At 34.9% G+C, this 25,119-nt stretch carries 24 protein-coding genes and 1 pseudogene; 19 read left to right on the forward strand and 6 right to left on the reverse strand.

Annotated elements, in window-relative coordinates; all coding sequences use genetic code 11:
- Positions 1–108: 108 nt before the first annotated feature.
- Positions 109–1,635 carry a CAP domain-containing protein gene (locus LpgJCM5343_RS00530; protein ID WP_039155468.1) on the reverse strand — a complete coding sequence of 509 codons (1,527 nt, stop codon included), beginning with the start codon at positions 1,633–1,635 and terminating at the stop codon, positions 109–111.
- 158 nt (positions 1,636–1,793) lie between these two features.
- Here LpgJCM5343_RS00530 and LpgJCM5343_RS00535 point away from each other — a divergent pair, with 158 nt between their 5' ends.
- Complete coding sequence (locus LpgJCM5343_RS00535; RefSeq protein WP_039155470.1) at positions 1,794–2,879, forward strand: D-alanine--D-alanine ligase family protein; 1,086 nt, start codon at positions 1,794–1,796, stop codon at positions 2,877–2,879.
- Positions 2,880–2,908: 29 nt separating this feature from the next.
- Positions 2,909–3,628, forward strand: a pseudogene (locus LpgJCM5343_RS00540) (transcriptional regulator).
- A gap of 33 nt (positions 3,629–3,661) precedes the next feature.
- Here the strand turns inward: LpgJCM5343_RS00540 and LpgJCM5343_RS00545 are convergent.
- Positions 3,662–5,233, reverse strand: coding sequence for a cation:proton antiporter (locus LpgJCM5343_RS00545; RefSeq protein WP_101890903.1), 1,572 nt, complete (start codon positions 5,231–5,233; stop codon positions 3,662–3,664).
- A gap of 108 nt (positions 5,234–5,341) precedes the next feature.
- Here LpgJCM5343_RS00545 and LpgJCM5343_RS00550 point away from each other — a divergent pair, with 108 nt between their 5' ends.
- The 3 genes from LpgJCM5343_RS00550 to LpgJCM5343_RS00560 are packed head-to-tail and all read left to right on the forward strand — an operon-like array spanning position 5,342 to position 8,046.
- Positions 5,342–6,448: a YibE/F family protein gene (locus tag LpgJCM5343_RS00550; RefSeq protein WP_003649628.1), complete on the forward strand. Its 1,107-nt coding sequence runs from the start codon at positions 5,342–5,344 to the stop codon at positions 6,446–6,448.
- Positions 6,445–7,206 (forward strand): YibE/F family protein, encoded by a 762-nt coding sequence (locus tag LpgJCM5343_RS00555; RefSeq protein ID WP_039155472.1) that lies wholly within the window; start codon positions 6,445–6,447, stop codon positions 7,204–7,206. The genes LpgJCM5343_RS00550 and LpgJCM5343_RS00555 overlap by 4 nt, the downstream gene beginning before the upstream one ends.
- Positions 7,207–7,227: 21 nt before the next feature.
- Positions 7,228–8,046, forward strand: a complete 819-nt coding sequence (locus tag LpgJCM5343_RS00560) for an alpha/beta hydrolase (protein ID WP_003649626.1) — start codon at positions 7,228–7,230, stop codon at positions 8,044–8,046.
- Between the two features lie 100 nt (positions 8,047–8,146).
- On the opposite strand, the gene LpgJCM5343_RS00565 is transcribed toward LpgJCM5343_RS00560, so the two are convergent.
- The gene (locus LpgJCM5343_RS00565; protein ID WP_101890904.1) at positions 8,147–11,206 is read right to left on the reverse strand and encodes a DUF5110 domain-containing protein; all 3,060 of its coding nucleotides are present in this window, start codon (positions 11,204–11,206) and stop codon (positions 8,147–8,149) included.
- Positions 11,207–11,364: 158 nt separating this feature from the next.
- On the opposite strand from LpgJCM5343_RS00565, the gene LpgJCM5343_RS00570 reads away from it, so the two are divergent.
- The 10 genes from LpgJCM5343_RS00570 (at position 11,365) to LpgJCM5343_RS00615 (ending at position 20,215) form a co-directional block, all read left to right on the forward strand.
- A complete protein-coding gene (locus tag LpgJCM5343_RS00570) occupies positions 11,365–12,084 on the forward strand; it encodes a GntR family transcriptional regulator (protein ID WP_003649624.1) in 720 nt (239 codons plus the stop codon).
- A 20-nt stretch (positions 12,085–12,104) separates the two neighbouring features.
- Positions 12,105–13,271, forward strand: coding sequence for an SIS domain-containing protein (locus LpgJCM5343_RS00575; protein ID WP_101890905.1), 1,167 nt, complete (start codon positions 12,105–12,107; stop codon positions 13,269–13,271).
- 61 nt (positions 13,272–13,332) lie between these two features.
- Positions 13,333–14,490 (forward strand): N-acetylglucosamine-6-phosphate deacetylase, encoded by a 1,158-nt coding sequence (gene nagA, locus LpgJCM5343_RS00580; protein WP_020806636.1) that lies wholly within the window; start codon positions 13,333–13,335, stop codon positions 14,488–14,490.
- A gap of 139 nt (positions 14,491–14,629) precedes the next feature.
- Positions 14,630–15,118, forward strand: coding sequence for a PTS sugar transporter subunit IIB (locus LpgJCM5343_RS00585; RefSeq protein ID WP_020806635.1), 489 nt, complete (start codon positions 14,630–14,632; stop codon positions 15,116–15,118).
- Positions 15,119–15,129: 11 nt separating this feature from the next.
- Positions 15,130–16,047, forward strand: coding sequence for a PTS mannose/fructose/sorbose/N-acetylgalactosamine transporter subunit IIC (locus LpgJCM5343_RS00590; RefSeq protein WP_020806634.1), 918 nt, complete (start codon positions 15,130–15,132; stop codon positions 16,045–16,047).
- Positions 16,034–16,852 carry a PTS system mannose/fructose/sorbose family transporter subunit IID gene (locus LpgJCM5343_RS00595; RefSeq protein WP_020806633.1) on the forward strand — a complete coding sequence of 273 codons (819 nt, stop codon included), beginning with the start codon at positions 16,034–16,036 and terminating at the stop codon, positions 16,850–16,852. The genes LpgJCM5343_RS00590 and LpgJCM5343_RS00595 overlap by 14 nt, the downstream gene beginning before the upstream one ends.
- A gap of 23 nt (positions 16,853–16,875) precedes the next feature.
- Complete coding sequence (locus LpgJCM5343_RS00600; protein ID WP_003647965.1) at positions 16,876–17,274, forward strand: PTS sugar transporter subunit IIA; 399 nt, start codon at positions 16,876–16,878, stop codon at positions 17,272–17,274.
- A 180-nt stretch (positions 17,275–17,454) separates the two neighbouring features.
- Positions 17,455–17,868, forward strand: a complete 414-nt coding sequence (locus LpgJCM5343_RS00605; protein WP_101890907.1) for a hypothetical protein — start codon at positions 17,455–17,457, stop codon at positions 17,866–17,868.
- 131 nt (positions 17,869–17,999) lie between these two features.
- Positions 18,000–19,181, forward strand: coding sequence for a DUF4767 domain-containing protein (locus tag LpgJCM5343_RS00610; RefSeq protein ID WP_077959336.1), 1,182 nt, complete (start codon positions 18,000–18,002; stop codon positions 19,179–19,181).
- A 20-nt stretch (positions 19,182–19,201) separates the two neighbouring features.
- The gene (locus LpgJCM5343_RS00615) at positions 19,202–20,215 is read left to right on the forward strand and encodes a lipocalin/fatty acid-binding family protein (protein ID WP_077959337.1); all 1,014 of its coding nucleotides are present in this window, start codon (positions 19,202–19,204) and stop codon (positions 20,213–20,215) included.
- A 93-nt stretch (positions 20,216–20,308) separates the two neighbouring features.
- Here the strand turns inward: LpgJCM5343_RS00615 and LpgJCM5343_RS00620 are convergent, their stop codons facing one another.
- A complete protein-coding gene (locus tag LpgJCM5343_RS00620) occupies positions 20,309–20,785 on the reverse strand; it encodes a nucleoside 2-deoxyribosyltransferase (RefSeq protein WP_003649616.1) in 477 nt (158 codons plus the stop codon).
- Between the two features lie 84 nt (positions 20,786–20,869).
- Here LpgJCM5343_RS00620 and LpgJCM5343_RS00625 point away from each other — a divergent pair, with 84 nt between their 5' ends.
- Positions 20,870–21,430: a PTS sugar transporter subunit IIA gene (locus LpgJCM5343_RS00625; RefSeq protein ID WP_020806629.1), complete on the forward strand. Its 561-nt coding sequence runs from the start codon at positions 20,870–20,872 to the stop codon at positions 21,428–21,430.
- A gap of 46 nt (positions 21,431–21,476) precedes the next feature.
- On the opposite strand, the gene LpgJCM5343_RS00630 is transcribed toward LpgJCM5343_RS00625, so the two are convergent.
- The gene (locus tag LpgJCM5343_RS00630; protein WP_101890909.1) at positions 21,477–22,202 is read right to left on the reverse strand and encodes a GntR family transcriptional regulator; all 726 of its coding nucleotides are present in this window, start codon (positions 22,200–22,202) and stop codon (positions 21,477–21,479) included.
- A 6-nt stretch (positions 22,203–22,208) separates the two neighbouring features.
- Positions 22,209–23,012 carry a tyrosine-protein phosphatase gene (locus tag LpgJCM5343_RS00635; RefSeq protein ID WP_077959339.1) on the reverse strand — a complete coding sequence of 268 codons (804 nt, stop codon included), beginning with the start codon at positions 23,010–23,012 and terminating at the stop codon, positions 22,209–22,211.
- 173 nt (positions 23,013–23,185) lie between these two features.
- Between LpgJCM5343_RS00635 and LpgJCM5343_RS00640 the strand changes: the two genes are divergently transcribed.
- The 3 genes from LpgJCM5343_RS00640 (at position 23,186) to LpgJCM5343_RS00645 (ending at position 25,012) form a co-directional block, all read left to right on the forward strand.
- Positions 23,186–23,680 carry a universal stress protein gene (locus LpgJCM5343_RS00640; RefSeq protein WP_020806628.1) on the forward strand — a complete coding sequence of 165 codons (495 nt, stop codon included), beginning with the start codon at positions 23,186–23,188 and terminating at the stop codon, positions 23,678–23,680.
- A 181-nt stretch (positions 23,681–23,861) separates the two neighbouring features.
- A complete protein-coding gene (locus LpgJCM5343_RS09470) occupies positions 23,862–24,008 on the forward strand; it encodes a hypothetical protein (protein ID WP_167435356.1) in 147 nt (48 codons plus the stop codon).
- 74 nt (positions 24,009–24,082) lie between these two features.
- The gene (locus LpgJCM5343_RS00645) at positions 24,083–25,012 is read left to right on the forward strand and encodes a phosphate/phosphite/phosphonate ABC transporter substrate-binding protein (RefSeq protein ID WP_003649610.1); all 930 of its coding nucleotides are present in this window, start codon (positions 24,083–24,085) and stop codon (positions 25,010–25,012) included.
- The last annotated feature ends 107 nt before the right edge of the window (positions 25,013–25,119 follow it).

The following is a 25,119-nucleotide window of genomic DNA, read 5'->3' on the forward strand; positions in this document are numbered from 1 at the left end:
GAAAGGCCTAATTATTCTTAAATAATATAATATGTTTGGCTTGCGCTGAAAGAATATTCTAAAATTATAAATTCGTTACTTTAAAGCCTTTTTCAAGATGTTAGTTTATTAATTATTCTGCCTAATCCACTGGTTTTTGCCGAGATAATACCAAGTTATATGATCGGTAGTAATTGATTGACCATAAGCGTAACTTTTTCCAGAAGTAACATGATTGGCAGTGCGTTTTCGTAGATTTGGATAAGGACTAGTATAAATATTTGTATCAAATGACTGGTTATTGATATTGACTACACCAGCAGTAAAATCTGGATTGTTGTAAACATAAAAATTATGAAACCACTGATCATTGCCTAAGTTGTAGTAAGAATAACCATCTTGATAAGAACGGCCAAAAATCACTGTATTCATCTGGCGCTTTTTATTCAAAGAATCACGTAGTTTTTCTGCTTGAAGTAAAAGAGCTGATTTAATTGTTGTAGATGAATCAGGATCAGCTACTTGGTTTAAAATTTTGCGAGTTGTCTTGTCGCTACTATCTTTAATATTTTGCGAGGAGGATATTTTTTCAGAGCTCTTTTCTCCGTTCTTAGTCTTAGTGTTATCGTTTGAAGTTTTTAGTTTAGGCTGATTAGCAGCAACTTGATTAAATAATTTAAAACTATATTGGTAGACATTATCAATATTTACGTTATATTCATGCCCTGAAACTAACTTAATATCTCCTGGGAAGTAAGTGATAATTGTTTTGAAGTAGCCATATGCCTTATTACTGAAATTATTAACATTTGTGGCTTGGCTAACTTCGCCTGTATCTAAATCGGTGACGGTGATTTTAGGAATACCGGAGGTAGTTTTATCAGATAAATAAAGAGACCAAGCAATGTTATTTCCTTGAAGTAATTCTATTGGGAAAACGCCACTATTAGGATAGGCAACGGCACTTTTAGCAGCAGCCTTATAGCCATCGCTTGAATATGCAACTTGCTGGACTGAATAGCGGTAGCTATTTTCACCGTATGCTGCACCAATACCAGTGGTAGTAAGTCTACTTGATAAAAGCCACGCACGATGTCCAGTATCCGATCCATCAAGATTATAGGTATCAGTTAATAAATCTGTGATTACATCACCAGCAGATTGATTGCTTACATTAAAATTCAAATTAGAGCTAGCAGAAACATTTTTGGCAATTGTCCAGTAAGTATCGCTAATATAGTTCGGTCGTGTTTCACTAGGTAACCCGTGTTGATTAGTAAATGGGTTAGCCTTAATTGCAGCCATAACACTTGCGGTAATTTGCGCGTTGTCATTATCTGTCTTATTTGTAGAAATACTTGGCAGATCAAACAAACCACGATAAAAATTAATATAGTCTAATTGAGAATTAATATAAGAATTAGTAACAGAACCAGGTGAAAATGGTGCTGTTAAGTGAGGGCTACTTGCATAAAGATTACCAGAATTAAAAGTTTGTTTGGGTAATCTTGAATATTGATTTTGAATTCGATGAACTTCTTGGATTTCATCTTTGGTAAATGTTGCGGCCAGCGCTTCGCTAATCGTAACGGTGCTAGTTGTAGCACTGAGTGTAATAGCAACTAAAAAAGCGGTGGCTTTTTTTGTAAAATTCATCTTATCTCCTTTGCGGGATTTATTATTAGAGTAATAGTAATATATATAACTTAATTATAAAAAATTTTCATTCTTTTGGGACTTTTTTTCAAAAATAATGCATTATAGCGTCACGATTGTTTATAATAAGGTTTCGAGGACAAAAAGGAGATAAAAATATGACTGACAAAATTAAGGTAGGTTTGATCTTCGGTGGAAATTCTTCAGAATATGAAGTTTCTATCATGTCTGCCCACAACATTTATGAGGAAATTGATACTAATAAATTTGATGTTTATCCAATGTGGATTACGAATGATGGGTATTTGGCTGACGATGCCGATTCTCGCAGAGTCTTAGACAATCCTAAAATGGAAGTAGCTAACCCTCATAAAGTAGCAAATATTTCTAATATTGTTGAATTAAAAGATCGTCCCGAAATTGACGTATTTTTCCCAATTGTACACGGAAACTTGGGTGAGGATGGTTGTTTACAAGGTTTATTTAGAGTTCTAGATAAGCCATTTGTTGGGGATGATGTCTTAGCTGCAGCTGTAACGATGGACAAGGAAATGACCAAAATTTTAGCTCAACGTGCTGGTGTTCCTGTCGCAAAGTGGATTGCAGTTAAGCGTTTTGAATATAACGATCCAGATAATGAAAAGTTAGACTATGAATACGTAGCTAGTCAATTAGGCTCAGATTTATTCGTTAAGCCATCAAATCAAGGATCTTCAGTTGGTGTAAGTCACGTTACTAACGAAAAAGAATACAAGGTCGCTTTAGCTGAAGCTTTTAAATATGATGATAAGGTTTTAGTTGAAGAAACTGTTCACGGTACTGAAGTAGAAACTGCTGTTTTAGGTAATGATAAGCCAATCGTTGCTGGTGTTGGTCAAATTATTAACGCCAAGGATTCATTCTATACTTATGAAAATAAGTATGATGATGATTCAACTTCAACTTTAGAGATTCCGGCTAAATTGCCTGAAGGGATTGTTGAAAAGGTTAGAAAAAATGCTTTAAAGGTATTTCAAGCAACTGAATGTAGTGGCTTAGCACGTATTGACTCAATGCTTCGTACGGAAGACAAGGAAGTTGTTTTAACAGAAGTAAATGCTCTTCCAGGATTCACTAATATTAGTATGTATCCTAAACTATTTGAAGAGGTTGGAATTCCATATACTGATTTGATTACTAAATTAATTGACTACGCAATGGAACGCTACGATCACAAGAAAACTTTGTTACATAAACATGATTAAACTTAGTTTAAGTAAAGGGAGAATTTAGGATGGCAAGCGACCATAATTTTGAAGAACTTGAGGCCCCAGCAAAAACGGCGGAAGAACTTCATATTAGCGTAGCAACATTAAGAAAGTATTCCTTAATTGTTGAAAAAGTTACTGGAAATAAAGACTACTATGAGAGGACTAAGCAGAAGTCTCGCTTATATTCAGCTAAAGATATTGAAGACCTAAAAGCTTTTAAAGCTCTGTCTAAAAAAGCTGATCTGACTTTACAGGAAGCAGCAAGACAAGTTTTTGCAGTGAGTGATAAAAAAGCTGAAGAAGCCAAAAAGGCTGCAAAAATGCAAAAAGAAGTTGCAACTAAGACTGCTACTGTAGACGCTGATCAAGTAGTTAAGCTTTTGACTATGCTCCAAAATACGATTGCAAGTCAAAATCAAGCAATTCAGGATTTGCAAAAGCAAGTAGCGCGCGTTGAAGCTCAAAATAAGAAGTTAATTGATAGCTCACACCAATTAGCTGAGCCAGAATCAAAAGATTCACAAAAAGAAGTTCAAGCTAATAAAGATCAGGAAGCTGCCGATAAGATTACTTAAGAACAAAAGAGTGAGCAAGAGGCTCATGAAGAAATCTTAAGAAAAGCTAGAGAGAACGAAGAAAAGCGTCGTAAGCAAAAAGTAGAAGAGAATATTCATCGTACTTTAGCTCAGATGCAAATTCATCCCAAGAAAAAACACCATTGGTGGGATCGCTTTTTTAATTAAAAAATAGGATGCCTGTTTGTAGGCATCCTATTTTTATTCGTCTTCAGGTTCAATAATTAATGACTCTGCTAACAAAACGTCGTTATATAGATTTAAAATATAGGTTCGATATTTGCCTTCCTTTTGTCCAATCATTTCTAGATATTCGCGTTCAATCGCAAAAGCCCTAAAAAAAGCAAGACGCTGTAGATACTGTTCTGATTTGCTTAGGTTAGGCTGGTCAATCGTCTTTAGCAGAACTCGCATATACTCACGCGTTTTAACAACTCGTTTTTGATTAAGTAGGGTATAGATAACATGGCGTTTTACTCTTTGCGGTAAATACATTTTATGAACAGCAATTAAGGCGCGTTTAACCATTTCACTTCGTATTTTATCCATTACGATGTGGGCCTCTTCGTCACTGACATTATGCGGAAGAATAAATTGAAAGACAATTGTTGGAACAAGCATACTTAAAATAATTAAAACAGCCTCAGACATGATGACTAGGTTATAACTTTGACTTCCTAGGAAGTCAACGCTTATCGTTAATGCTAATGCTAAAGTAACTGCACCATGAATCCCTCCAAGTGAAAAGACTATGCTTTCTCTTCGATCATAACGAATAATTAAGCGACCATATAGGTAACGAACTAGCAAGTTGGCAAGGTAGACTATAATGCCAACAATAATCCATTTAGCTAGATCTCCATTAAAGAGCTTATTACGTGAAATTCTTACCATCATCAATCCTAAAATAATGAAAACCATACTATTAAAGATATCAGAAATAAGATTTTGTAAGTCTTGGCTCATATGAACCTGTCTTGAATTAAGCAATAAGCTTTGTTGAGATTCTGCATTATGTAAGAGACCAGCAACCACCACCGCGATAATTCCAGAGACATGGAGATGTTCTGCTAGAGCATACAAGGCTAATGGGGTAAGAATATAAATAAGATTTTGAGCATTTAAGGAATTAAATCTGGATCTGACAAGAGTCTGACGAAAAATAATTATTACCCATGCTACAGCGAAACCTAGAATTGCACCGCCAATCGAAGAAATACAAAAGTCCTGAATTGTCTGTCCATAATTAATATATCCATTTGCAAACCAAAGAAGGCTCATGTTGAGCAAGATAATTCCAGATGCATCATTAAAAAGTGATTCAGCCTTTAATGCTGACGTTACACGGCGAGGCATTCTTAGGCCATTAGTTACTGCTTCACTTGCTGTGGCGTCTGTTGGCGTACTAATACTGCCAATAATAAATGCAAGCGGTAAGCTAACGTCAGCAAGCAGATGAATGCTAAAGCCGCTTACAATTAAAGCTAGTAAAACCATGATAATAGTTAGCCCAATTATCTCTTTAATACGTCTACCAACGTTATGAATCCTAGTCTTTTGCCCTTCAAAAAATAAAAGTGGCGCAACGATCAACTCCATAAAAATTTCTGAATCAAAACTAGCTATTTGTTGGTTTAAAAAGGGAATAAGACCAATAATAATTCCGATGATCATACTTATATAGTTAACTGATACTTTATCAATTGCTTGAGCAATAATAATACTGATAGCAGCTGCAATTGCTAGAGTAAAAGTTGAAATCATAAGTTCCATATTTTAGATTTACCTCAGATAAATTACTATTTTTTAATAATTAGTAAAAACTTTTAATGCTACTATATTAGCATACTCACCATTTAGGTTATTAGGGAAGGTGAAGATGTGAAAAAGAATCAAAAAGTTTGGCTTAGTTTAACGACTTTAATTGTTGGCATAGTTTTTACGGTGATTACGTATTTTTCTACAACTTTTGCTAGCAAGCCAATTGCTGTAATTACCGATAATCACATTCAAGACACGCTAATTAATAAAACCAAAGACAATTATGAAAATAAAGATGAAGTTAGGCAACAAATATTGCATTTAAAAATCATCTCAGGAAAATACCGAGGTAAGAGATTCGTTGTTACCAATACCTACTCTCCTTCACAGGCTGTTTCACAAAAATATCGTCCTCATCAACGTGTGATTGTATCTTTTATTAAAGAAAAGCCAAAATTAGTTGAACCTAAACGTGATTGGGTAGTTGTCTTGAGCATGTTTTTAACTATTAGTCTGATCATTTTAATCACCGGAAAACAAGCTAGTTTATTGTTAATTTCAATGATTTTGAATAGTATTATTTTTTATTTTGTGATTAAGAATGATATTAAAGAAAATGGAACCAAAATTTTCTTAGTTTATGGTATTGCAGCTATTTTGTTTACTTTTATTTCCCTGATAATTGTACAAGGATTTAATCAAAAGATGCTTGTTACACTAGTTGCTACGCTTCTAGGTGTTTTTGTGTCATTTGGAATTTTTTATTTAGTTATGAGATTGACACATGAACGCGGGATTGACTATGAAGCAGTTGATTATGCAACGCAAGATCCACGAGCGCTATTTTTATCTCAGACCATTTTAGGAGTTCTTGGGGCAGTAATGGATGAAGCAACTGATATTGTTTCGAGTCTTTATGCGTTAGCTAAACATAAGGTTGACTTAACCTTTAAGGAGTTATTTCTTAGTGGCCGTACATTAGGACAAGAAATTATGGGACCATTAATAAATGTATTAGTACTGATTTTTATGGCCGAAGCACTGCCAATGACAATTTTGTATCTAAGAGATAATAATACTTTAGTTTATACTTTTAAATATACTCTTTCTTTAGGTGTAATTCAGAGCTTAAGTTCAGCAATAGGCATAGTTTTAACTGTGATTTTTGCCACTCTTGCTAGTTCTGTCTTTTTAAAAAATAAAAAAATAGAGGAGGCAGCGAAATGACAACTTTAACGGCTCTATTGATAATTCTCTTAATTTTAATGATTATTGTTGGTGGAAAAACGGGCCTTAAAAGTTATCTTAGTGTGGTTATTAATGCCTGTTTGATAATTCTTGTTGCTTTGTTAATTTCTTGGGGAGTAAATATAATCTTGGTAGGAATAATTTTTATTCCTTTAAAATTATTAACAATTATTTATTTAGGGACACACGATTATACTGTAGCTAAGAACGCGTTTTTAACCGCTTTATGCGTGAGCTTGATCGTAATGCTGATAATTATCCTGCTTGAAAGCTTAGCTCAAACTCAGGGCTTTGGAGACCAAGCAGGAGAAGAATTAATTGGTTTATCGTTGAATGTAGGAATTAGTTTCGCTCAAATAGCTATTTTAGTTGCAATTTTTTCAATGCTAGGGGCAATTGCAGAAGCAAGTGTAGCGATGAGTGCAGGCTTACTTGAATTAAAAAGGCACGATCCGAATATTACGCAGAAGCAATTGATCAAGAGCGGAAATGAAGTTGGTTCTGATGTGTTAGGAACAGCCATGAACACAATTTTATTTGGTTTATTTGGTAGCTTTTTGCCAATATTTATTTGGTATATGAGGTTAAATTATTCATTATTTGAGATTTTAAATGATAAACTTTTTGTAGATGAATTCTTAATTATTGTGTATTCATTTATCGGCGTACTTTTAACAGTCCCATTGACAACAATATTTTTAGCACATACGTTGACGCATAATGAACTTAAGAAATAAATAGCATAGAGGCTTAGCAAGATGAAAGTAGAGTATTTAACACAAAAAAATTTTAATAATCGCGAATTTAAAATCACGTATTATGGATTACAAGATAATCCGCAGCTTTTGCAAAAAAAGAGACCATTGATACTCGTTTTCCCTGGAGGAAGCTTTGACCATTTATCTTTAAGAGAAGGAGAACCAGTAGCATTGGCATATGCAGCTCATGGTTTTAATGCTGCCGTTGTTTCATATAATCTAACTACCGATCCAGGTAAAATATATCCTGATGCAGCCTTATCAGGATTAAAAGCTGTTTCTTATTTTAGAGAAAATAGTGAAAAGTTAGGAATTGATCAAGAGCGAATTACTACAATTGGATTTTCTGCTGGCGGTCATGTTGTTAGTTCAATGAACGTGATGGCAGAAAGTGAAAAATGGCAGGCAAAATATGATTTTAACCATGATCAAGTAGCGCCTAATGCCACAATCTTGGGCTATCCTTTAATTAATATTAAAGATATTGGTTTTCCGTTGCCAGCTGATGCTAATCAAAAAATGCCTACTGCTAAAGAGTTATTAGATACAGCTTTAGGAGTGACGCCTGATACGCCCCCGACTTTTATTTTTCAAGCTGTTGATGATCCAGTTGTCTTGATTGATAATACAATCGAATATATTACAGCTTTAAGAAAGAAAAAAGTTCATTTTGAAGCACATTTGTTTAATAAAGGCGGCCATGGCTTTTCACTTGCTACTCCTGAAGTGGCTGTGGCTGGACGTGAGCCCGATTCGCATCTTGCACATTGGTTTAAACTAAGCCTTAAATGGTTAAAAGATAGAAAAATTTATATTTAGTTTCACGTGAAACAAGACCTGATTTTATATAAAAAAGTCCGAAAAGAAAATGAAGTTAATCATTTTGCTTTTCGGACTTTTTGTTTAATATTAGATATTTTTATTCTTTAGCCATAAAGAATAAAACTTCTTTCCCAGAAGCTAGATTATCAGAGGTAGCTAAAATTCTAAGTTTAATTGCTTTTGCTACTACGTCTCTTAAACCGATTACTTTGTTTTTAGCATCATTTGGCCAATTAATTTCTTTACTGAAATCGCTGAAGTTTTCACCGTCTTTTGAAATGGCAACTTGAACTCGCAAAATATGACCTATCCGGTCTCGTGAACGAGGTACGTAAACCATCCGGCTCAGCTTATAAATGTGATTGAAATTAAAAGTCAAGTCTAGTGGACTATCTTTACTAATTTGGTCTTTTGAGAGCCATTCACTAGCTAGCTTAAGATCAGTTAAGTTTTCGACTGGAGAATCTTTTTCACTTTCTGCTGTGCTAGTAACTTTTACATTAGAAATTGCATAATCCATTTGATCGCGCTTGGTATGAGTTCCAAAGTATTCAGACCAATCTGATACCTTGTTACCGAATTTATTTCTAATTCTAAACCGATAGCGTGTGTTAGGTTCAAGCTCGTGGAAAGTGAAGGTATCTCCATCAATATTAGTATGAACAATTCCATTAACTTCGATATCAGCCATTATATTTTTACCGACGAAGTTAGTTGGATTAGTCCAAGTAATGGTGATGCTCTTTGAAGTTAAACGGTCCGTCAAAATTGCGGCACTTCTTGGTGAAGCCATAGCTGAATCGATAATAGCATGTTGTTCGACTTCACTACCATAACTAAAGTTTTCAATCGTAAGTTCAAATTTATTGTCATGGATGTCAACAACTGGCATTTTTACCTTAAGAGCAGGCTGCAGTTGACCTGTAAATTGACCAAATTCTTTGCATGGCACGTAATCTTGCTGGTAGAAAATACCTTCTTCTGATTTGTTAAAACTATCTAAATCATTATATTCAGGTAGTGGAATAATTTGATCATTTAATTTAAGTGAAACTTTACCAGGATAGCGATCGGCCATGATTGTTAAGATAGTAGCTTGTTTTTCTTCAAGTCCTTCATAGCTTCCCTCGGTTGGATAAACCGTAATATGAAGTTTAGATCCATTAACCGAACTGGTAATTTGTGTTGTAGCTGCATTTCCCTTTTCATAATCATTAGTTTGATTATCATCTTCATATAAGATGGCAGAACTCTTATTTTGTGGGTAAACAAGGGCACTTCTAAGTGATTCCTGTAAGATTGCCCCTCCGCGAACGTAAACAGGAAGATGCCACAATGGATAGTGTAACTTATCGTAAATTCTGCCACCGATTAATTTTTTACCAGTAAAGAGATCGATCCACATAGTTCGATGATCAGGCAGGTAAAGATTGTCTTTTAATGAAGCTCCACTTGGATCTTCTCGACCATTAGTAATTGGGGCTATTAATAAGTTGTTTCCTAGCATAAACTCATGTTTTACCTGATTTGTGTAGTTAACTTTTTCGTGCGGGAAGGACAAAAACAGAGGTCTAACAATCGGCATGCCATCTTGAGCAGCTCGGGTAAGAGTATAGAGATAAGGCGTAATTTCTTCCCTAAGTTTTAGGTAAGCGCGAGTAATTCGCGTCATTTTTGCATTAAATGCAAACGGTGTTTTTTGGATATTGCCGTAATTATCAATTGAGTAAAGCAGAGGCGTGAAGACTTTCCACTGTAGGTCACGGATGTTTACTTGAGCATTACCGCCGCCTTCTTTTCCATCAATAGCACTTCCGATATTTGGTTGACCAGAAAGAGACATACTTAAGAAACTAGCAATCTCTGTTGCAATTTGTTCCCACTCGCCTCCTACACCTTCATTTGCGGTGGTAGCTAAGGTTTGAACAGCGCTCCAGCCATTACTTGCCATTGCCCAAGGACGATTAGTTTGGTTTTTATCAACTAAAGGCTCACTAGCAATTGCAAAATCTTGCATAATTTTGTCATTAGCTAAATTAGGAGCTTCTGTCTTAAATTTTAAGAAATTAGCTGGTGCATTTGCAGGTAAAGCTCCGTAGAAACCAAGTTTTATATTTTGCTCCTTGGCAAAATCAACTAAGTTAGCTAATTCGGTTTCATTTAAAGTTTGCTTACTCTTGTAGTTAGGAACAAACCAGCTAAGTGGAAAATGATGTGAGCGGTAACGTTCAATCATTGCACGAGCAGAAAATTGATACTGCTCTTCACCATTAAGAGAAGACTTAGCAACAATTTCATTATCAGCATGGGCAATTTTATAAGTATTACCATCTTCAAATTTAATGGCATTATTTTCTTGAGGCTTCGCAACACTCCAGCAAGTATCAAGATAGTTACCTAAGTATCCTAGACCAAGAGCATATTTAGGCAAGAAGAGGGGAGAGCCGGTAATTTTGTAGTACTGACGTAAGATTTCAGCTGGAGAATCTCCTAAAAGATAAAAATTATCAAAAATGGGAGTTTGATGGGTAAGAATAGCAGTATTGCCATTTTCACCTTTAAAGTCATAAATTCCGTTTTTCCAAGTATTGCGCAATTCTGCAAAGCCAGCATTGGACCAGAAAAAGCCTTCTGGACAAGCAACTGCACCAGGACCGGTTAAATTTGTATTTTTGATTTCAATTATTTTTCCTTTATGACTAAAGCTTCCATTTTGCATTCCGCCGCCATAATAGAATTCATTTTTATTTTGACGTAAGAATTCACTAGAATAATCTGCTCCTAGTTCAATCGGACTACTTTGCATCATACGATAGCGATGAAGTTGATCATCAAAAATGCTAAAGATTGCAGGATTTTTTTGTAAACGAAGTGAAAATTGACCACTTTTAATCGTGAAAGTTTCATCAGTGACTAAAAGTTGTGATTCTTCAAAAGGACGCAAACTAAAGTTACCTGCGGTAATCGTTAAAGACGGCGACAAAGGTTTAAATTCTGCTGCCGGATCGATAATTAAGCGAAAGATTCCTTTAGCAATAATGTATAGACGTGCTCTTTTTCCATCTGCAAATTGCAGATCGTAGTAGCGAGTACCTTTCGCTACTTGCACTAAACGACTTAATTGTTGTGGTTGTTGGTTGTTAGTAATTTCAGACATATTACATTTCTTCTTTAAATTAAATTTTTCATTTACGTATAGTTCATATTATAACGAAAAAATGCATTTCGTGTTTTTTTAGATTTGACATAAAGCGCTTTCTAGAATATTCTGTAGAAGGTGGTACTAACCAGTTGAAGATTGGATGGGGTTAGAAGATGAAAAAGCCACTTTATCAGCAAGTAATTTTAGATCTTGAAAAGAAAATTAAGACTGAAATGAAGCCAAATAATCGACTGCCTAGTGAAAGGCAACTTTTAAAAGAATATGGTGTGAGTCGAAATACGATTCGATTAGCATTAAATAATTTAGAAGAGCGAGGCATTATTTATCGATTGCATGGAAAAGGTACATTTGTTTCCACAATTTATCTAGATCAGACCAACTTAGGAAGTATGTATTCATTTAGTGAACAGATGTCAGAAGCAGGACACAAGCCAACAACACAAAACCGCACATTAGAGCTTGTTGTTCCCGACGCAGCTGTCGCAAATCAGCTTAATTTGAAAGCTCAAGAAAAAGCGTACAAGTTAGTTAGGTTACGTCTAGCTGATGGAGTACCACTAATGTATGGAGAAACATATTTACCAGAAAGTATTTTTCCGGATCTAAAAATGTCGGATTTAAATGAAAATCATTTGTACACTGTTATGAAGCAAAAATACAATGAACAAAGTGTTCTTGCCTTTGAAGATGTACAAGCGGTTAATTTAGATGAAAGAGACAGTAAGATTTTAGGCGTAAAGCCCGGGGATGCTAGTTTAAAAATTTTTAGACGGGCAATCAATGATAAAAACGTGCCGATTGAATTTACCATTTCTCTAGCTAGAGGGGATAGATTCATTTATCGATCACGGCAATACAATCATTTAGTTTAGTTATCGAAAGGAATAGGCCAATGTTTACAAAAAGTGATGCAGAACTAAAAAAGATGGGCGCAGATATTACTACTAGAGAAATTCAGCAACAACCTTCTTTATGGAAAGAGACTTTTAAGATTTATCAAGAAAAGAAACAAGAAATTGATGAATTTTTAGCTAAAATCAATCAAAAATTTAATAAAGTAAAAGTCATTTTTACAGGTGCAGGAACAAGTGCTTATGTTGGCAACACTGTGATGCCATATTTGAGAAAGCATGCCGATCGTACTAAGTATGATTTTGAAGCAATTGATACTACTAAGATTGTTTCAACACCAGAAGATTATCTTGAAGCGGAAACACCAACAATTCTAGTTTCTTTTGCTCGGAGTGGTAATTCTCCTGAATCAGTTGCAACCGTTGAACTTGCTAAGCAATTAGTTACGAATTTATACCAAATTGCTATTACATGTGCTCCAGAAGGACACTTGGCTCAAGACTTAAAAGATGATCCAAATGGACTTGTTCTTTTAATGCCTGCTAAGTCATTAGATCAAGGTTTTGCGATGACAGGTTCATTTTCATGTATGAGCTTAGCTACTTTATTGGTATTTGATACCAGAAGTGATGCAGAAAAAGAAACAATTGTTAATGAAATTGCTGAGATGGGCGAAAGCGTAGTTGATCGTGAAGCTGAAATTCAAAAATTAGTTGATACTGACTTTGACAGAATTACTTATATCGGTAGTGGTGCTTTAGGCGGCTTAGCTGAAGAAGCTCGACTTAAAATTTTGGAATTAACAGCTGGAAAAGTTGCGGCTTTATTTGATACTTCAATGGGATTAAGACATGGTCCTAAGTCATTTTTAGATAAGAAGACGATTGTTTTTGACTTTGTTTCAAATAATTCTTACACCAGAAAGTACGATTTAGATATTTTAGATGAGATTAAAGCTGATGAAATAGTTCCATTGGTAATGGGGGTAGGACAACTTAAGAAGGGACAAGACTTTGATGGTAAATTCTTCGCCTTTTCTGGAAAAGAGTTACCAGATGCATATTTAGCATTGCCGGATATTATGTTTGGTCAAACAATTGCCTTGCTTACTTCGGTTAAGGTTGGAAATACTCCAGATATTCCTTCACCAACCGGTACAGTTAACCGTGTTGTTAAGGGAGTAACAATTCACAAATTCATCAAATAAAATTCAAATTTAGAAAACACTTTCAATTTAGAATAGAAGTTAATTTAAGGAGTTAAATACTATGTCATATTATATTCATGCCGGAAAGTTCTTTTTAGAAAATAAAACTGAAAATGGTGGTTATCTTGAAGTTCAAGATGATGGAAACTTTGGTTTATATTATCGAGAAGATGAAAAGCCCAGTCATGGTCTAATTAAGGAATATGGCGATCAATGGATTGCACCTGGTTATGTTGACACGCATATTCATGGCTTGCTTGATGAAGATACGATGAAGAGCGACTGGGAAGGCGTTAATAAGATTTCTGAAGGTTTGCTTCAAGCTGGTGTAACTAGTTGGCTACCAACTACAATTACTGCAAGCGATAAAGAATTAACTGAAACTTGTGAAAAGTTTGCGGCACATAAGGGTGAAGAAACTGGTGCTAAAATTCAAGGATTACACTTTGAAGGTCCATTCTTTACTCCTAAGCATGGTGGGGCAGAAAATCCTAAGTATATGACTGATCCTTCGATTATGCTTTTAAAGAAGTGGCGTAAAGCTTCAGATAACATGTTGATTAAGATCTCAATGGCACCTGAAAGAAAGAATGCCCGTCAATTTGTACGTGAAGCTGTAAAGATGGGCTTAGTAGTTGCTTTGGGACATTCAGATTCTGATTTTGAAGATGCTATTGCTTGTGTTGAAGCTGGAGCTAGCGTCTTTACACATACTTTCAATGGGATGAATGGATTGTCACAACACTCACCTAACATTATTGGTGCCGCATTTTCTTCTCGTTTAACAACGGATGAATTAATTTGTGACGGTCACCACGTTGAAGAGCCAGCTGTTCGCGCCTTAGTAAATGCACGTGGGCCAGAGCATATTGCCTTGATTACTGATTGTATGCAGGCTGGATTAATGCCTGATGGTGATTATGTTTTAGGTGAATTGCCAGTTTATGTTAAGGACGGTATGGCTCGTTTGAAAGATACTAATAACTTAGCCGGCAGTATTTTGCTCTTAAAGGATGCAGTTAAGAATGTAGTGGACTGGAATGTTGCAACACCTGAAGATGCAGTTATGATGGCTAGTTATGTACCAGCTAAGAGTTGTAACTTACTCGATAAGTGTGGTGTGATTAAACCTGATCACCCAGCTGACTTTGTTGTTTTGAATCATGATATGACTGTCAGTGAAACTTATCTAAATGGTGAGTCACGTTACAAGGCTTAAAAGAGTATACTTTTAGTAGGGACTTTAGAAATTCTTAAAAAAGTGGTCACAACCAGTTGACTAGTAAAAGTTAATATACTAAGATTGAAACTGTAGAAAGCGTTTACAGAAATATTTTACGGAATATGGAGGAATCTATATGAATATTGTGGGAGCTAGAATTGATGGACGGCTGGTCCATGGTCAAGTAGCTAATCTTTGGACCCCGAAGCTTCAGGCGGATCGCATTATGGTTGTTGATGAAGATGCAGCAAAAAGCGATATCCAAAAAAGTGGTTTGAGAATGGCTACGCCTCTTACGACTCGTCTTAGCGTTTTGCCAGCACAGGTTGCAGCAGATCATTTGATTCATGAGCGTTATGGTAATCAGCGAATATTTATTGTCGCTAAAAAGCCAGCAGCCTTCTTAGATTTACTTAACTTAGGTCTTAAGCTTGATACTTTAAATGTAGGTACAATGTCTCAAACAGATACTACTAAGCAAGTAACTAAGCAGATTAATGTTGAAGAAAAAGATGTCGAAGATTTTAAAAAGATAGCAGATAAGGGCGTGAAAATCACAGCTCAGTTAACTCCAAGTGATGATTCTCATGACTTTATGAAATTAATGAATGAAAAGATTAAATAGGAGGTCTAACGATGGCTTGGTGGCAAATATTACTACTTACCCTCTATGCTGGTTATGAAATTCTTGATGAATTGCAAATTTATTCATCTTTGAATACACCAGTTGGTGCCGGCTTAATTGCTGGTTTAGTTATGGGCGATTTAAAGACTGGTTTAATTATTGGTGGTGCCATGCAACTTACTGTGCTAGGTGTTGGTACTTTCGGTGGTGCTTCTAAGATTGATGCAACTACCGGTACAGTTTTAGCAACAGCATTCTCTGTAAGTATTAAAGGAATGAGCCCACAAGTAGCTATTTCTTCAATTGCGGTTCCAGTAGCTGCAATTATGGTTCAATTGGATGTTTTAGCAAGATTTGCTAACACTTACTTTGCACACAGAATTGACCACTTAATTGAAGAGAACAACTACAAGGGTATTGAAAGAAACTTCCTCTATGGTGCAATTCCTTGGGCTTTATCTCGTGCAATCCCTGTATTTATTGCTTTAGCATTTGGACGTGGTTTAGTTCAAACTATTGCTAACTCATTAAACGGAAACTTGAAGTGGTTAGGTACTGGTTTAACAGTAGCTGGTGCGGTACTTCCTGCAGTTGGTTTTGCTATTTTGCTTCGCTACTTACCAGTTAAGAAACACATTGCTTACCTAATTATGGGATTCACATTTACTACTTTATTCTCAGTATTATTCACAAGTATTCAAACTTTAGGTACAGGTCTTCAAGCAGCAAACAAGTCATTTACTGCAACTTTCAACGGCTTGCCAATGCTTGCAATGGCTTTAATTGGATTAGCATTTGCAATCTTGCACTACAAGGATGAAATTAGTGGTAAAGGTGGCAGCGGTAAAGGTGGAACCAAAGAAGCCGCAGCTACTACAGAATCAACTAATGTAGCTTCAGAGGGGGAAATCACCGATGATGAACTCTAAACCAAAATATAAATTAACTGACAAAGACTTTAATCAAATTAACAGACGTTCTTTATTTGGTTTCCAACTAGGTTGGAACTATGAAAGAATGCAAAACACTGGATATTTATTCTTGATCTTGCCACAACTTCGTAAGATTTATGGTGATAATACTCCAGAATTACAAGAAATGATGAAGACACACGTACAGTTCTTTAACACTTCTAACTTCTTTAACACAATTATCACTGGTATTGATTTAGCCATTGAGGAAAATGAAGGTGTTGAAGGTAAGGATACTGTTACTGGTTTGAAGGTTGGTTTAATGGGACCATTTGCCGCAATTGGTGACTCAATCTTTGCTGCTTTGATTCCAACCATCTTCGGTGCCTTGGCTGCTTCTATGGCTTCACAAGGAAACCCAGTAGGTGTATTTATTTGGATTGCCGCTCAAATTGCGATCTGTTTCTTCAGATGGAAGCAACTACGTTTTGCTTATGATAAGGGTGTAACTCTTGTTACTGAAATGAGAGACCGCTTGAATGCTTTAACTGATGCTGCTACAGTACTTGGTGTGTTCATGGTAGGTGCTTTAGTTGCTACGATGGTTAATGTTAAGTTTGCTTGGGTACCACAAATCGGTAAAGTTACGATGGATATCCAAAACAACTTAGATATGATCATTCCTAAGTTATTACCTGCCTTGATCGTCGGCTTTGTTTACTGGTTACTTGGAAAGAAGAAGATGACTTCAACTAAGGCTATTTTAATTGTTTTAGTTCTATCAGTTGTTCTTGGCGGTATTGGTGTTCTTGCTAAGATTTAGCAGTCAATTAAAGGAAAAATATTATGGCAAAAGAATTAGTATTGATCAGTCACGGTAAGATGGCTGAAGAAGTTAAAAAGAGTGCAGAATTAATTATGGGTCCCCAAGAGCATATTCATGCTGTATGCTTGCTTCCTGAAGAAGGACCTGAAGATTTTGAAAAGAAGTTTCAAGATACTATTAATGGCATTCCTGAAGAAGATTTAACAGTATTTGCTGATTTAATGGGAGGTACTCCTGCTAATACAGTTAGTCGTTTGATTATGGGTGGTCAAAATATTCATTTAGTTGCAGGGATGAACCTAGCAATGGTGATTGATTGGCTCAATAGTCAAATGATTGGCAATGATTCAGATGCTGTTAATGCTGGTAAAGCTGGAATTGTGGATATCAATCAAATGCTTGCTAGCATGAAGAAATAGATTATTTAGATAGATGTTGAAAACGACTCACGGTGGTAAAACCACACGTGGGTCGTTTTTTATAATAAAAAAATTTATAGATTTATGCGTAATAAACATATGGGATAACCCCTCAAATATTTTTAGAGAGGATTCTATGAGTCGTACCATACTTATTCTGATCAAGATAGATCAAAACAATTGCAGGATGGCGTGACAAAGATTATTATTATTAATTCACAAGTTTCAGCTGAGGGGCAGAGTGAAGACTTAAAGGCTCTAGCTAAACTGATGAATAATGAACCTGTGAATTTAAATAAATATTTTGATTACGCGCAAAGAAGAATTAAGGAAATCAACGAAGATCCAGAAATGAGGGAAAAGATTATGCTTTACGAAACAAGAATGCTAGAACGTGAACAAGCTGCTGGGAAAATCGCATATGCAGAGGGTAGAAAAGACGGTGTTGAACAAGGAAAAGTAGATTCCGCCAAAGTTATTCTTGAGAATCAAATGGATAATGGTAGCACCTTAGAACAAGCTACAGAATTTGTTAGAAATTTGAAATTGATTTCTGATGAAGAATTGAACAAGCTAATTGCCTTGTATAAATAGTTTGTAATTACACAAAGGCTATAAAAAGCTGATAGATTTCATTTCTATCAGCTTTTTTTGTCGAGTAATTTGTTACAATATAAATAATTTGATGATAGCGCTATAATTTACCCTTTTAGAAAGGTCAAGATATGAATAAATTTTGTCCCCATTGTGGGAAACCAATTAAGCCTACGGATCGATTCTGTTCACATTGTGGAAAGACAGTTATATCTTCCAAATCTGGAAAACAATCGATGCCTAAAAGAAGTGAAATTCACAGCAATAAATTAAAATCACAAAAACGAAATATCATTATTGGAGCAATTATCGCTGTATTTGTCCTTATTCTTGGTGGTTGGGGATTATATCAACATGGTCGAAATTCAGCGGAAAGCACAGTAATTGGTGGCAACGGAAGGCTAACTAATGCTGAGATTAAAAAGATCCCGCGTAAGCAATTAGCAGCTTGGGCAATTCTTTATGCTGATAAAAAATATGGCAAAAAATGGGGCGAAGCAGCCGATGATCTAAGAAGTGGTCACTTGACAATCAAAAGTTATTCAAAATATCGTTTTGGAGATTATGAAATCAGTGCTACTGACGGAAGTACTTTATATGTTATAAATGATCAGGTTGGCTATTTGGTTTCTAAAGATAACAAAGAGATAACTTATGTTGGAAATAAGTCTAGCTATAGTAACAGAAGTGTTTTAAGTCAGATTTATCCAGAAATTAAATCTGAAAATACGGAGAAAAATGTAAATATTTGGAATGATAATCTATCGATTGTTGCTGGTAAGTCGGATGAAAATGTTAACGATCAGAGTTCTAAAACTAGCACAAAATCTAAGAAGACTACGTCTGAAAATAAATTATGGTCAAGCAATCAAAATGATGAACTAATTAGTTACATGGATGAATTTGGGGAGAAAATGCATCAATCGTATGAGCATTATATTGATGGCAAAGATGATCTAGTAACGTTAGCTGGAGAACATTTTCCAAGTGATATTAATGAAAATACTTATCCATTTAAATTGAGTTCTGGAGATCATGATAGTAGGGATCCTAAAGATATGGACAGCATTAAATTGAAATGGAATCCGCAAGTAACTAGTAAAGATAATGACAGTGATACATATAATGTGGTTGCTATTTTTAATCATAATGGTAAAAGTGCAGAAGATCATATAACGTATCTGTTCTGTTTTTACCATGGGGAACCTGTTGCCTTGGTTGATCAGACGACAAATGGTGGTTATGTAGTAGTTCACCCAACGGCTAACCAAGACTTAACTTCTCACTTTGAAGAAATTGCGAATAATGATTAAAAAACTACTTGGAGATAAAAATGAAAAATAGAGTATTTATTTTTTTACTAGTAGGATCTGCTGTTTTAGCTATGGCTGGATGTCAAAGCCGTTATAAGCAAGAAAAAGGCAGTAATGAACAAGCTAAAATTATTAAACAAAGTATAACAAATAAAAATGTAAGTATCGTAGGAAGTTATCGTGATGATACTGATGGAGCAGCAATTGCTTTTAATTCTGATCATACTGGAAGATATGTATATGCTGATCCTAAGAATTCAGATACTGATGATCGGTTAACCTGGAAGAAAACTGGTAAAAATACTTATATAATTAGACTTAATGACAATGATGTGAATAGTGCCTTAACTGCTAAGCTTACTGGTAGCACTTTGGTTATATCAGGGGATGACGACTGGAATACAGAAACGTTTAATAAAACAAAGAATAAACTTAATTTGGATGACTTTCTTTCAAGCAAGAAAGTAGAAAGTTCAACATCAAGTAAGGCTAAAAATAATGTGAAAAATTCTAAGTCTACAAATAGTGTTCCAGGTGATGAAGGACTATTTGATATGCCAAATGAATTACGTGGTACATGGTATTTAGCAAATGAAAGCGACGGAAGCGTAAGTAAATTGATAATTGATAAAAATACCATTACTGGTGAGGGATTTATAGAAAAATTGCATAAAATGAATAAGAACTTTGATTTTACCAGTTATGCTCAAAATCATCCGTCTTATCAAGATATGACGAAGGATTGGGCAAGAGTAGTTGTTTTATCTGAAAATGGCGAAAGTAAAGTTAACGTTCGTGGTTGGTTGCAAAGTGCTGGAGCTGGAGAATATTATAATTTAGCTACAGAACATGGACAAAAAGTTTTAGTAATAGGTGGCGGTGCTGAGGCTTGGGTAGATGGCATTGGCTGGAGAAATAAAACCGATGCCGAAAAATATGGAAAAGAAAAATTTAGTGATCTTCATTATCGAGAAGACATTAGTTTAGAAAATAATGATGATTCTGATAGCGCTGCCACAAATGACGAAGATTAACCAATGAATAATTGGAGAAGTTCTTTGGTTAATAATTTATGTACAAAAATAAGCTGATAGAGTAAAAGAACTCTACCAGCTTATTTTATCTAATTAATATACAGCACCATCGTAGAAGTTGTATCTTGGACGGTTGAAATCAAATGTAGCTAATTCGCTCATCTTGATTACGTTGTCTGCAACACCCCAGCTCATCAAGTTGATTGATTCGCCGTATAATTCATCAGGAATTACAAGTAAAACGTATTTACCTTGAGACATTGCATAACCTAATTCCATACCTAAACCAACATCTTCTTCTTTAGGAACGTAAACGCCAAGCATGATGTCGCTAGTTTTAATTCCGACTAAATCTCCATTGTAGGTAGCTTGAGCCCATTCTTTGTCGTGTAAATATTCAGGGTGTTCATCAACACGAATGTCTTTGTATTGATTTTGAAGTGGAACATAGCTGTTTTCTAGATCGATAGTTGGGTTAGCATTTAAAGCACTCATTGCATCTTTGTATGCCTTGTTTTGAGTTTCAGTGAACCAACCAGCACCAAAGTAAACTGTCTTTTGTTTTGTCATGGAAAAACCTTTCTTTCTTATCGGTGGAACATTTTTACATTAACTAACTTTAACAAAATTTGAACAAAAGGAACACCCACTTTTGTGTTTTTGAAATCGGTTTTATATAATGAAACTAGAAATTTTTGCTTAGGAAAGGCGGAACCTACTACGAATACTAAAAAAAGTCTTTTCGATCCAGAAGCTGTCTTTGTAACAGATTTAACTGATCGAAATGAAATCTTTAAGACCGTTTCTCAAAAATTATATGACTTAGGCTATGTTAAAGAAGATTTTTTAGGCGATATTATTGAACGCGAAGATAAATATCCAACTGGAATTTCTATGAGACCCTTATCTCGAGAATTGCCTGATGTTGCCGTACCTCATACTGAGGGTAATTATGTTAGCACGCAATTAATTGTACCTATTGCTCTTAGAAACTCTGCAACCTTTAATAACATGGTTAATCCAACTGAAAAGTTAAAGGTAAAATTCCTGTTTTTAATTTTGAACAATGACCCAGATATGCATTCAACTATTTTGGCTAAGATTATGGACTTTTTAGCTGGAACTTCAGTTGATGATCTAAATGAATTATTTAATTCGGATTCAAATGAAGAAATTTATGATTTCTTAGAAACTAATTTTGAAACTGAGAAATAAAAAAAGAAGCTGCTTAGCAGCTTCTTTTTGTCTCCAGATTAAATTATTAAACTCCCGGATAGTCAGTACTTGAGAATGAAAGTGAAAAGTAATCGCAACGCTTATAGCCAACGACTAATTCAACTACTTCTCCTGTAGAAGATAAAATAGTTTTCTTGACTTGGCGTACAACGGGATAATCTTTAGCAATTTTGAGTTGCTGGCTAATTTCACTATCAGCTTTTACAATTGTATCCGTTTCTGTAAAGGGCTCATCGAATAAGTATAATTGCTTATCTTTTTGAAGCGTTTCATAAATACTATGATAGTTATTAGGATCTTTAGCTAAATTTTTATTAATGAATTTAGCTGGAATAAAAGAACGGTGCACCATAAAAGGTGTGTCGTCAATTAAACGCAAGCGTTCAATATAGTAATAACTCTCATATTTTGGTAAACCAAGTTTCTTTAACATTTTAGCTTGGTTATCTTCTTGTAGCTTTACAACTTTAACTCTGTCTTCTTCTTGTTTATCAGAGAAAACTTCATTATCACTTAAACGGACTAATTTATCCTTTCTTGAGCGTGAAATGAATGTGCCTTTACCTTGATGACGAACTAAGTATCCTGCCTTAACTAGATCTTTAACAGATCTAATAACAGTAATAGATGAAACATTAAACTTTTCTTTTAATTGAGCTTCACTATAGAATTTATCTCCGTATTTAAATTTGCCAGAGATAATTTCTTTCTTTAGCTCGTTTTCAATTTGTAAATATTTTGGAATATCCATAATATATCAATCCTTAAGATAGATTCTCCTAAGATCCATGATATCACGGCTTGAGAGCTTCATGGTAGAACGAAGGTATTCATTGATTCCACCATATTGCTGGTTTAGAACGTGTATGGCATGATCTAAGTATTCTGGATAGACTGACTGAATATCCTTAATAGATTGCAAGACGCGCTTGCTAGAGCCGTCAGCGGCAGCTTGCTTAAGCATTCCATCAACGAAATCTTTCGTGGTAACATTTGTTAAAGTGTAGTCATATTTGATAGTAGTAAAAGGTACACCTAATGCTGATAAAACTAGCAATGCACCGAATCCAGTTCTGTCTTTTCCTGCGGTACAGTGGAAGAGCAGGGCATTTTTCTCTTGATCGTTAGCAAGTAAAAGATCGAAAAACTTACGATAGGCTTTTTGAGCTGTTTGTCCATTAATCATATCTTCATATGCAAAGAACATATGCTTAAAGCCGAATTCGGGATCCTTTTCCGCATTTTCTTCTAAAGCAAAAATCCCTTTAGAAGCGTTAGTTAAGTCATCGCTGAAAACTGGATCAAAAATATATTTTGCACCTTCAGGTACACGATCAGGATGCTCAGTTTTTTCTTTTTCGGTTCTAAAGTCAACGTCATATTTTACGCCGTGTCTTTGCAATAAATCTAAGTCTGATGAAGAAAGATCAGCTAAATTTCCGGTTCTAAGCAATTTATTGTATTTGATAGTTTGACCAGATACGGTTTTATAGCCCCCAAGTTCGCGGAAATTGCGACCATTTTGGATGCCAATTAATTTTGTCTCATAATTTTCGCTCATTAATATTTTTCCTCACTAAAGTTATTTAAATACAGTATTATTACTTTAACATATTTTTTCATAAATATTTTAGATTTATTAGATCTATAAAAAGAAAACAAATTTATTAATTGTTATAATTAATGGTAAAATTACAATGTAAAGATGCAAATTCCATTTGGAGATGATTACTTATGGTAAAAGATTATAACAATATTTTAGTTCCTGTTGATGGATCTGAAACAGCAGAGCGTGCATTTGATAAGGCAGTAAAGATTGCTCTTGATAATAACGCTCACTTGGATGTATTAAACGTTATCGATACTCGTCAATTCATGGGGGAAATGCAAGATACTTTGATTTCTGGAGACACCATTTATCAAATGACCCAAGATTCTGAGGAGTATCTTAAGAGCTTAAAAGAATGGGCTAAGGAACATTTTAACTTTACTGATGTTTCTTATCACATTCGTTACGGTTCGCCTAAGAGAATCATTGCGGTTGATTTTATTAAGGACCACCACAATGACTTAATTATTATGGGTGCAACTGGTATGAATGCAGTGGAAAGAATGCTAATGGGAAGCGTTACTGCTTACGTTAACCAACATGCTTTATCTGATGTTTTAATTATTAAGACTGATATTGATAACAAAAAAGTCGCAAAACCTAAGAAAAAATATTTCTAAAAAGCGAACATTAAAAAATCACTCTATTATTTACTAATGGAGTGATTTTTTTATAAAGTGGATCGATCCAATTCAATCAATTAAAAATTACGAGCGCTTTCATTAAAATAATAGTATCCAAGTACGAATATTTTTGGTATGATACATAAGAACGAACGTTAGTACTAGGGAAGGAAGAGCGATGATGGTGAATTTCGATTACAACATTATAAAACGTAACCAAGATTCAGTGGCTCGTTCTTGGGCTGGTTCTTTCTGGGAATCAGTCTTCATTGGTGTTGGCGCTTTCGTTGGTTTTTTAGCGACTTTTAAGACTCAATGTGATTAGCTATTTTTGTCAGCTTATCATATTGAGTCTTTTTTTTGTATTTGTCATTTAATGTGTTTCATTAGGAGGAAACGATGAAAAAGTTCAAAAAAGTCTTGGTTGGCCTTTTTGCAATTTTACTTGCTGTTGTTGCAACTGCTTGTTCTAACAAGTCAAATAGTTCAAAAGATGGTTATACACCTAAGTCATTAACTATCCAATTTGTACCTAGTCAAGCTGCTAATAAACTTGAAGCTCGTGCTAAGCCTTTAGAAAAGATGCTTTCAAAGAAACTTGGTATCCCAGTTCATGTTTCAATGTCAACTGACTACAACACTGTTGTTGAAGCAATGAAATCTAAAAAGGTTGATGTTGGTTTCTTGCCACCAGATGGTTACGTATTAGCTCACAAGCAAGGAGCAGCTAATGTTTTACTTCAAGCACAACGCTACGGTGTAAAACAACCAGGTGGTCAAGCTACTAAGAACTTGGTTAACTCTTATAGAGCCGAAATTCTTGTTAAGAAGGGTTCTAAGATTAAGTCTTGGAAAGATTTAAAGGGTAAGAGTATTTCAGTTCAAAACCCAACTTCTTCAGCAGGATATGTTTTCCCAGTTGCTGAACTTGAAGAAAAAGGATTAAACGTTCCAAAAGATTGTAAGTTAGTTACTGTTACTGGACACGACCAAGCAGTGCTTAACGTATTAAATGGCGATACTGACGCAGCATTTGTTTTTGAAGATGCTCGTAACATCGTTAAAAAAGATAACCCTAAGATTATGGACCAAGTTGTTCCAATTTACTTCACTAAGCCAATTCCTAACGATACTATTTCTATTAGAAGCGATATGTCTAAGTCATTCCAAAAGAAACTTGCAAAGGCATTTATTGAAGTTGGTCAATCTAAAGAAGGTAAGAAGATTATCGAATCTGTTTACAGTCACGAAGGCTACACTAAGTCTAAAGACAGCAACTTCGATATTGTTCGTAAATATGACAAGATTATTGCCAAGGACAAGAAATAGTCAATTAAATATAGCTTAGTTAGTAAAAAGATAATTGTCTCTAAAAGATGATTATCTTTTTATGCACTGTAAACAATATAAATATGTTAAGGAGAAATTTAGATTAA

The organism is Lactobacillus paragasseri (assembly GCF_003584685.1).
Lineage (GTDB): Bacteria > Bacillota > Bacilli > Lactobacillales > Lactobacillaceae > Lactobacillus > Lactobacillus paragasseri.

Coding starts and splice junctions, on each gene's coding strand:
- LpgJCM5343_RS00530 (WP_039155468.1), bottom strand. CDS start 1,635: ATGAATTTTACAAAAAAAGCCACCGCTTTTTTAGTTGCTATTACACTC.
- LpgJCM5343_RS00535 (WP_039155470.1), top strand. CDS start 1,794: ATGACTGACAAAATTAAGGTAGGTTTGATCTTCGGTGGAAATTCTTCA.
- LpgJCM5343_RS00545 (WP_101890903.1), bottom strand. CDS start 5,233: ATGGAACTTATGATTTCAACTTTTACTCTAGCAATTGCAGCTGCTATC.
- LpgJCM5343_RS00555 (WP_039155472.1), top strand. CDS start 6,445: ATGACAACTTTAACGGCTCTATTGATAATTCTCTTAATTTTAATGATT.
- LpgJCM5343_RS00560 (WP_003649626.1), top strand. CDS start 7,228: ATGAAAGTAGAGTATTTAACACAAAAAAATTTTAATAATCGCGAATTT.
- LpgJCM5343_RS00565 (WP_101890904.1), bottom strand. CDS start 11,206: ATGTCTGAAATTACTAACAACCAACAACCACAACAATTAAGTCGTTTA.
- LpgJCM5343_RS00570 (WP_003649624.1), top strand. CDS start 11,365: ATGAAAAAGCCACTTTATCAGCAAGTAATTTTAGATCTTGAAAAGAAA.
- LpgJCM5343_RS00575 (WP_101890905.1), top strand. CDS start 12,105: ATGTTTACAAAAAGTGATGCAGAACTAAAAAAGATGGGCGCAGATATT.
- nagA (WP_020806636.1), top strand. CDS start 13,333: ATGTCATATTATATTCATGCCGGAAAGTTCTTTTTAGAAAATAAAACT.
- LpgJCM5343_RS00585 (WP_020806635.1), top strand. CDS start 14,630: ATGAATATTGTGGGAGCTAGAATTGATGGACGGCTGGTCCATGGTCAA.
- LpgJCM5343_RS00590 (WP_020806634.1), top strand. CDS start 15,130: ATGGCTTGGTGGCAAATATTACTACTTACCCTCTATGCTGGTTATGAA.
- LpgJCM5343_RS00595 (WP_020806633.1), top strand. CDS start 16,034: ATGATGAACTCTAAACCAAAATATAAATTAACTGACAAAGACTTTAAT.
- LpgJCM5343_RS00600 (WP_003647965.1), top strand. CDS start 16,876: ATGGCAAAAGAATTAGTATTGATCAGTCACGGTAAGATGGCTGAAGAA.
- LpgJCM5343_RS00610 (WP_077959336.1), top strand. CDS start 18,000: ATGAATAAATTTTGTCCCCATTGTGGGAAACCAATTAAGCCTACGGAT.
- LpgJCM5343_RS00615 (WP_077959337.1), top strand. CDS start 19,202: ATGAAAAATAGAGTATTTATTTTTTTACTAGTAGGATCTGCTGTTTTA.
- LpgJCM5343_RS00620 (WP_003649616.1), bottom strand. CDS start 20,785: ATGACAAAACAAAAGACAGTTTACTTTGGTGCTGGTTGGTTCACTGAA.
- LpgJCM5343_RS00630 (WP_101890909.1), bottom strand. CDS start 22,202: ATGGATATTCCAAAATATTTACAAATTGAAAACGAGCTAAAGAAAGAA.
- LpgJCM5343_RS00635 (WP_077959339.1), bottom strand. CDS start 23,012: ATGAGCGAAAATTATGAGACAAAATTAATTGGCATCCAAAATGGTCGC.
- LpgJCM5343_RS00640 (WP_020806628.1), top strand. CDS start 23,186: ATGGTAAAAGATTATAACAATATTTTAGTTCCTGTTGATGGATCTGAA.
- LpgJCM5343_RS09470 (WP_167435356.1), top strand. CDS start 23,862: ATGATGGTGAATTTCGATTACAACATTATAAAACGTAACCAAGATTCA.
- LpgJCM5343_RS00645 (WP_003649610.1), top strand. CDS start 24,083: ATGAAAAAGTTCAAAAAAGTCTTGGTTGGCCTTTTTGCAATTTTACTT.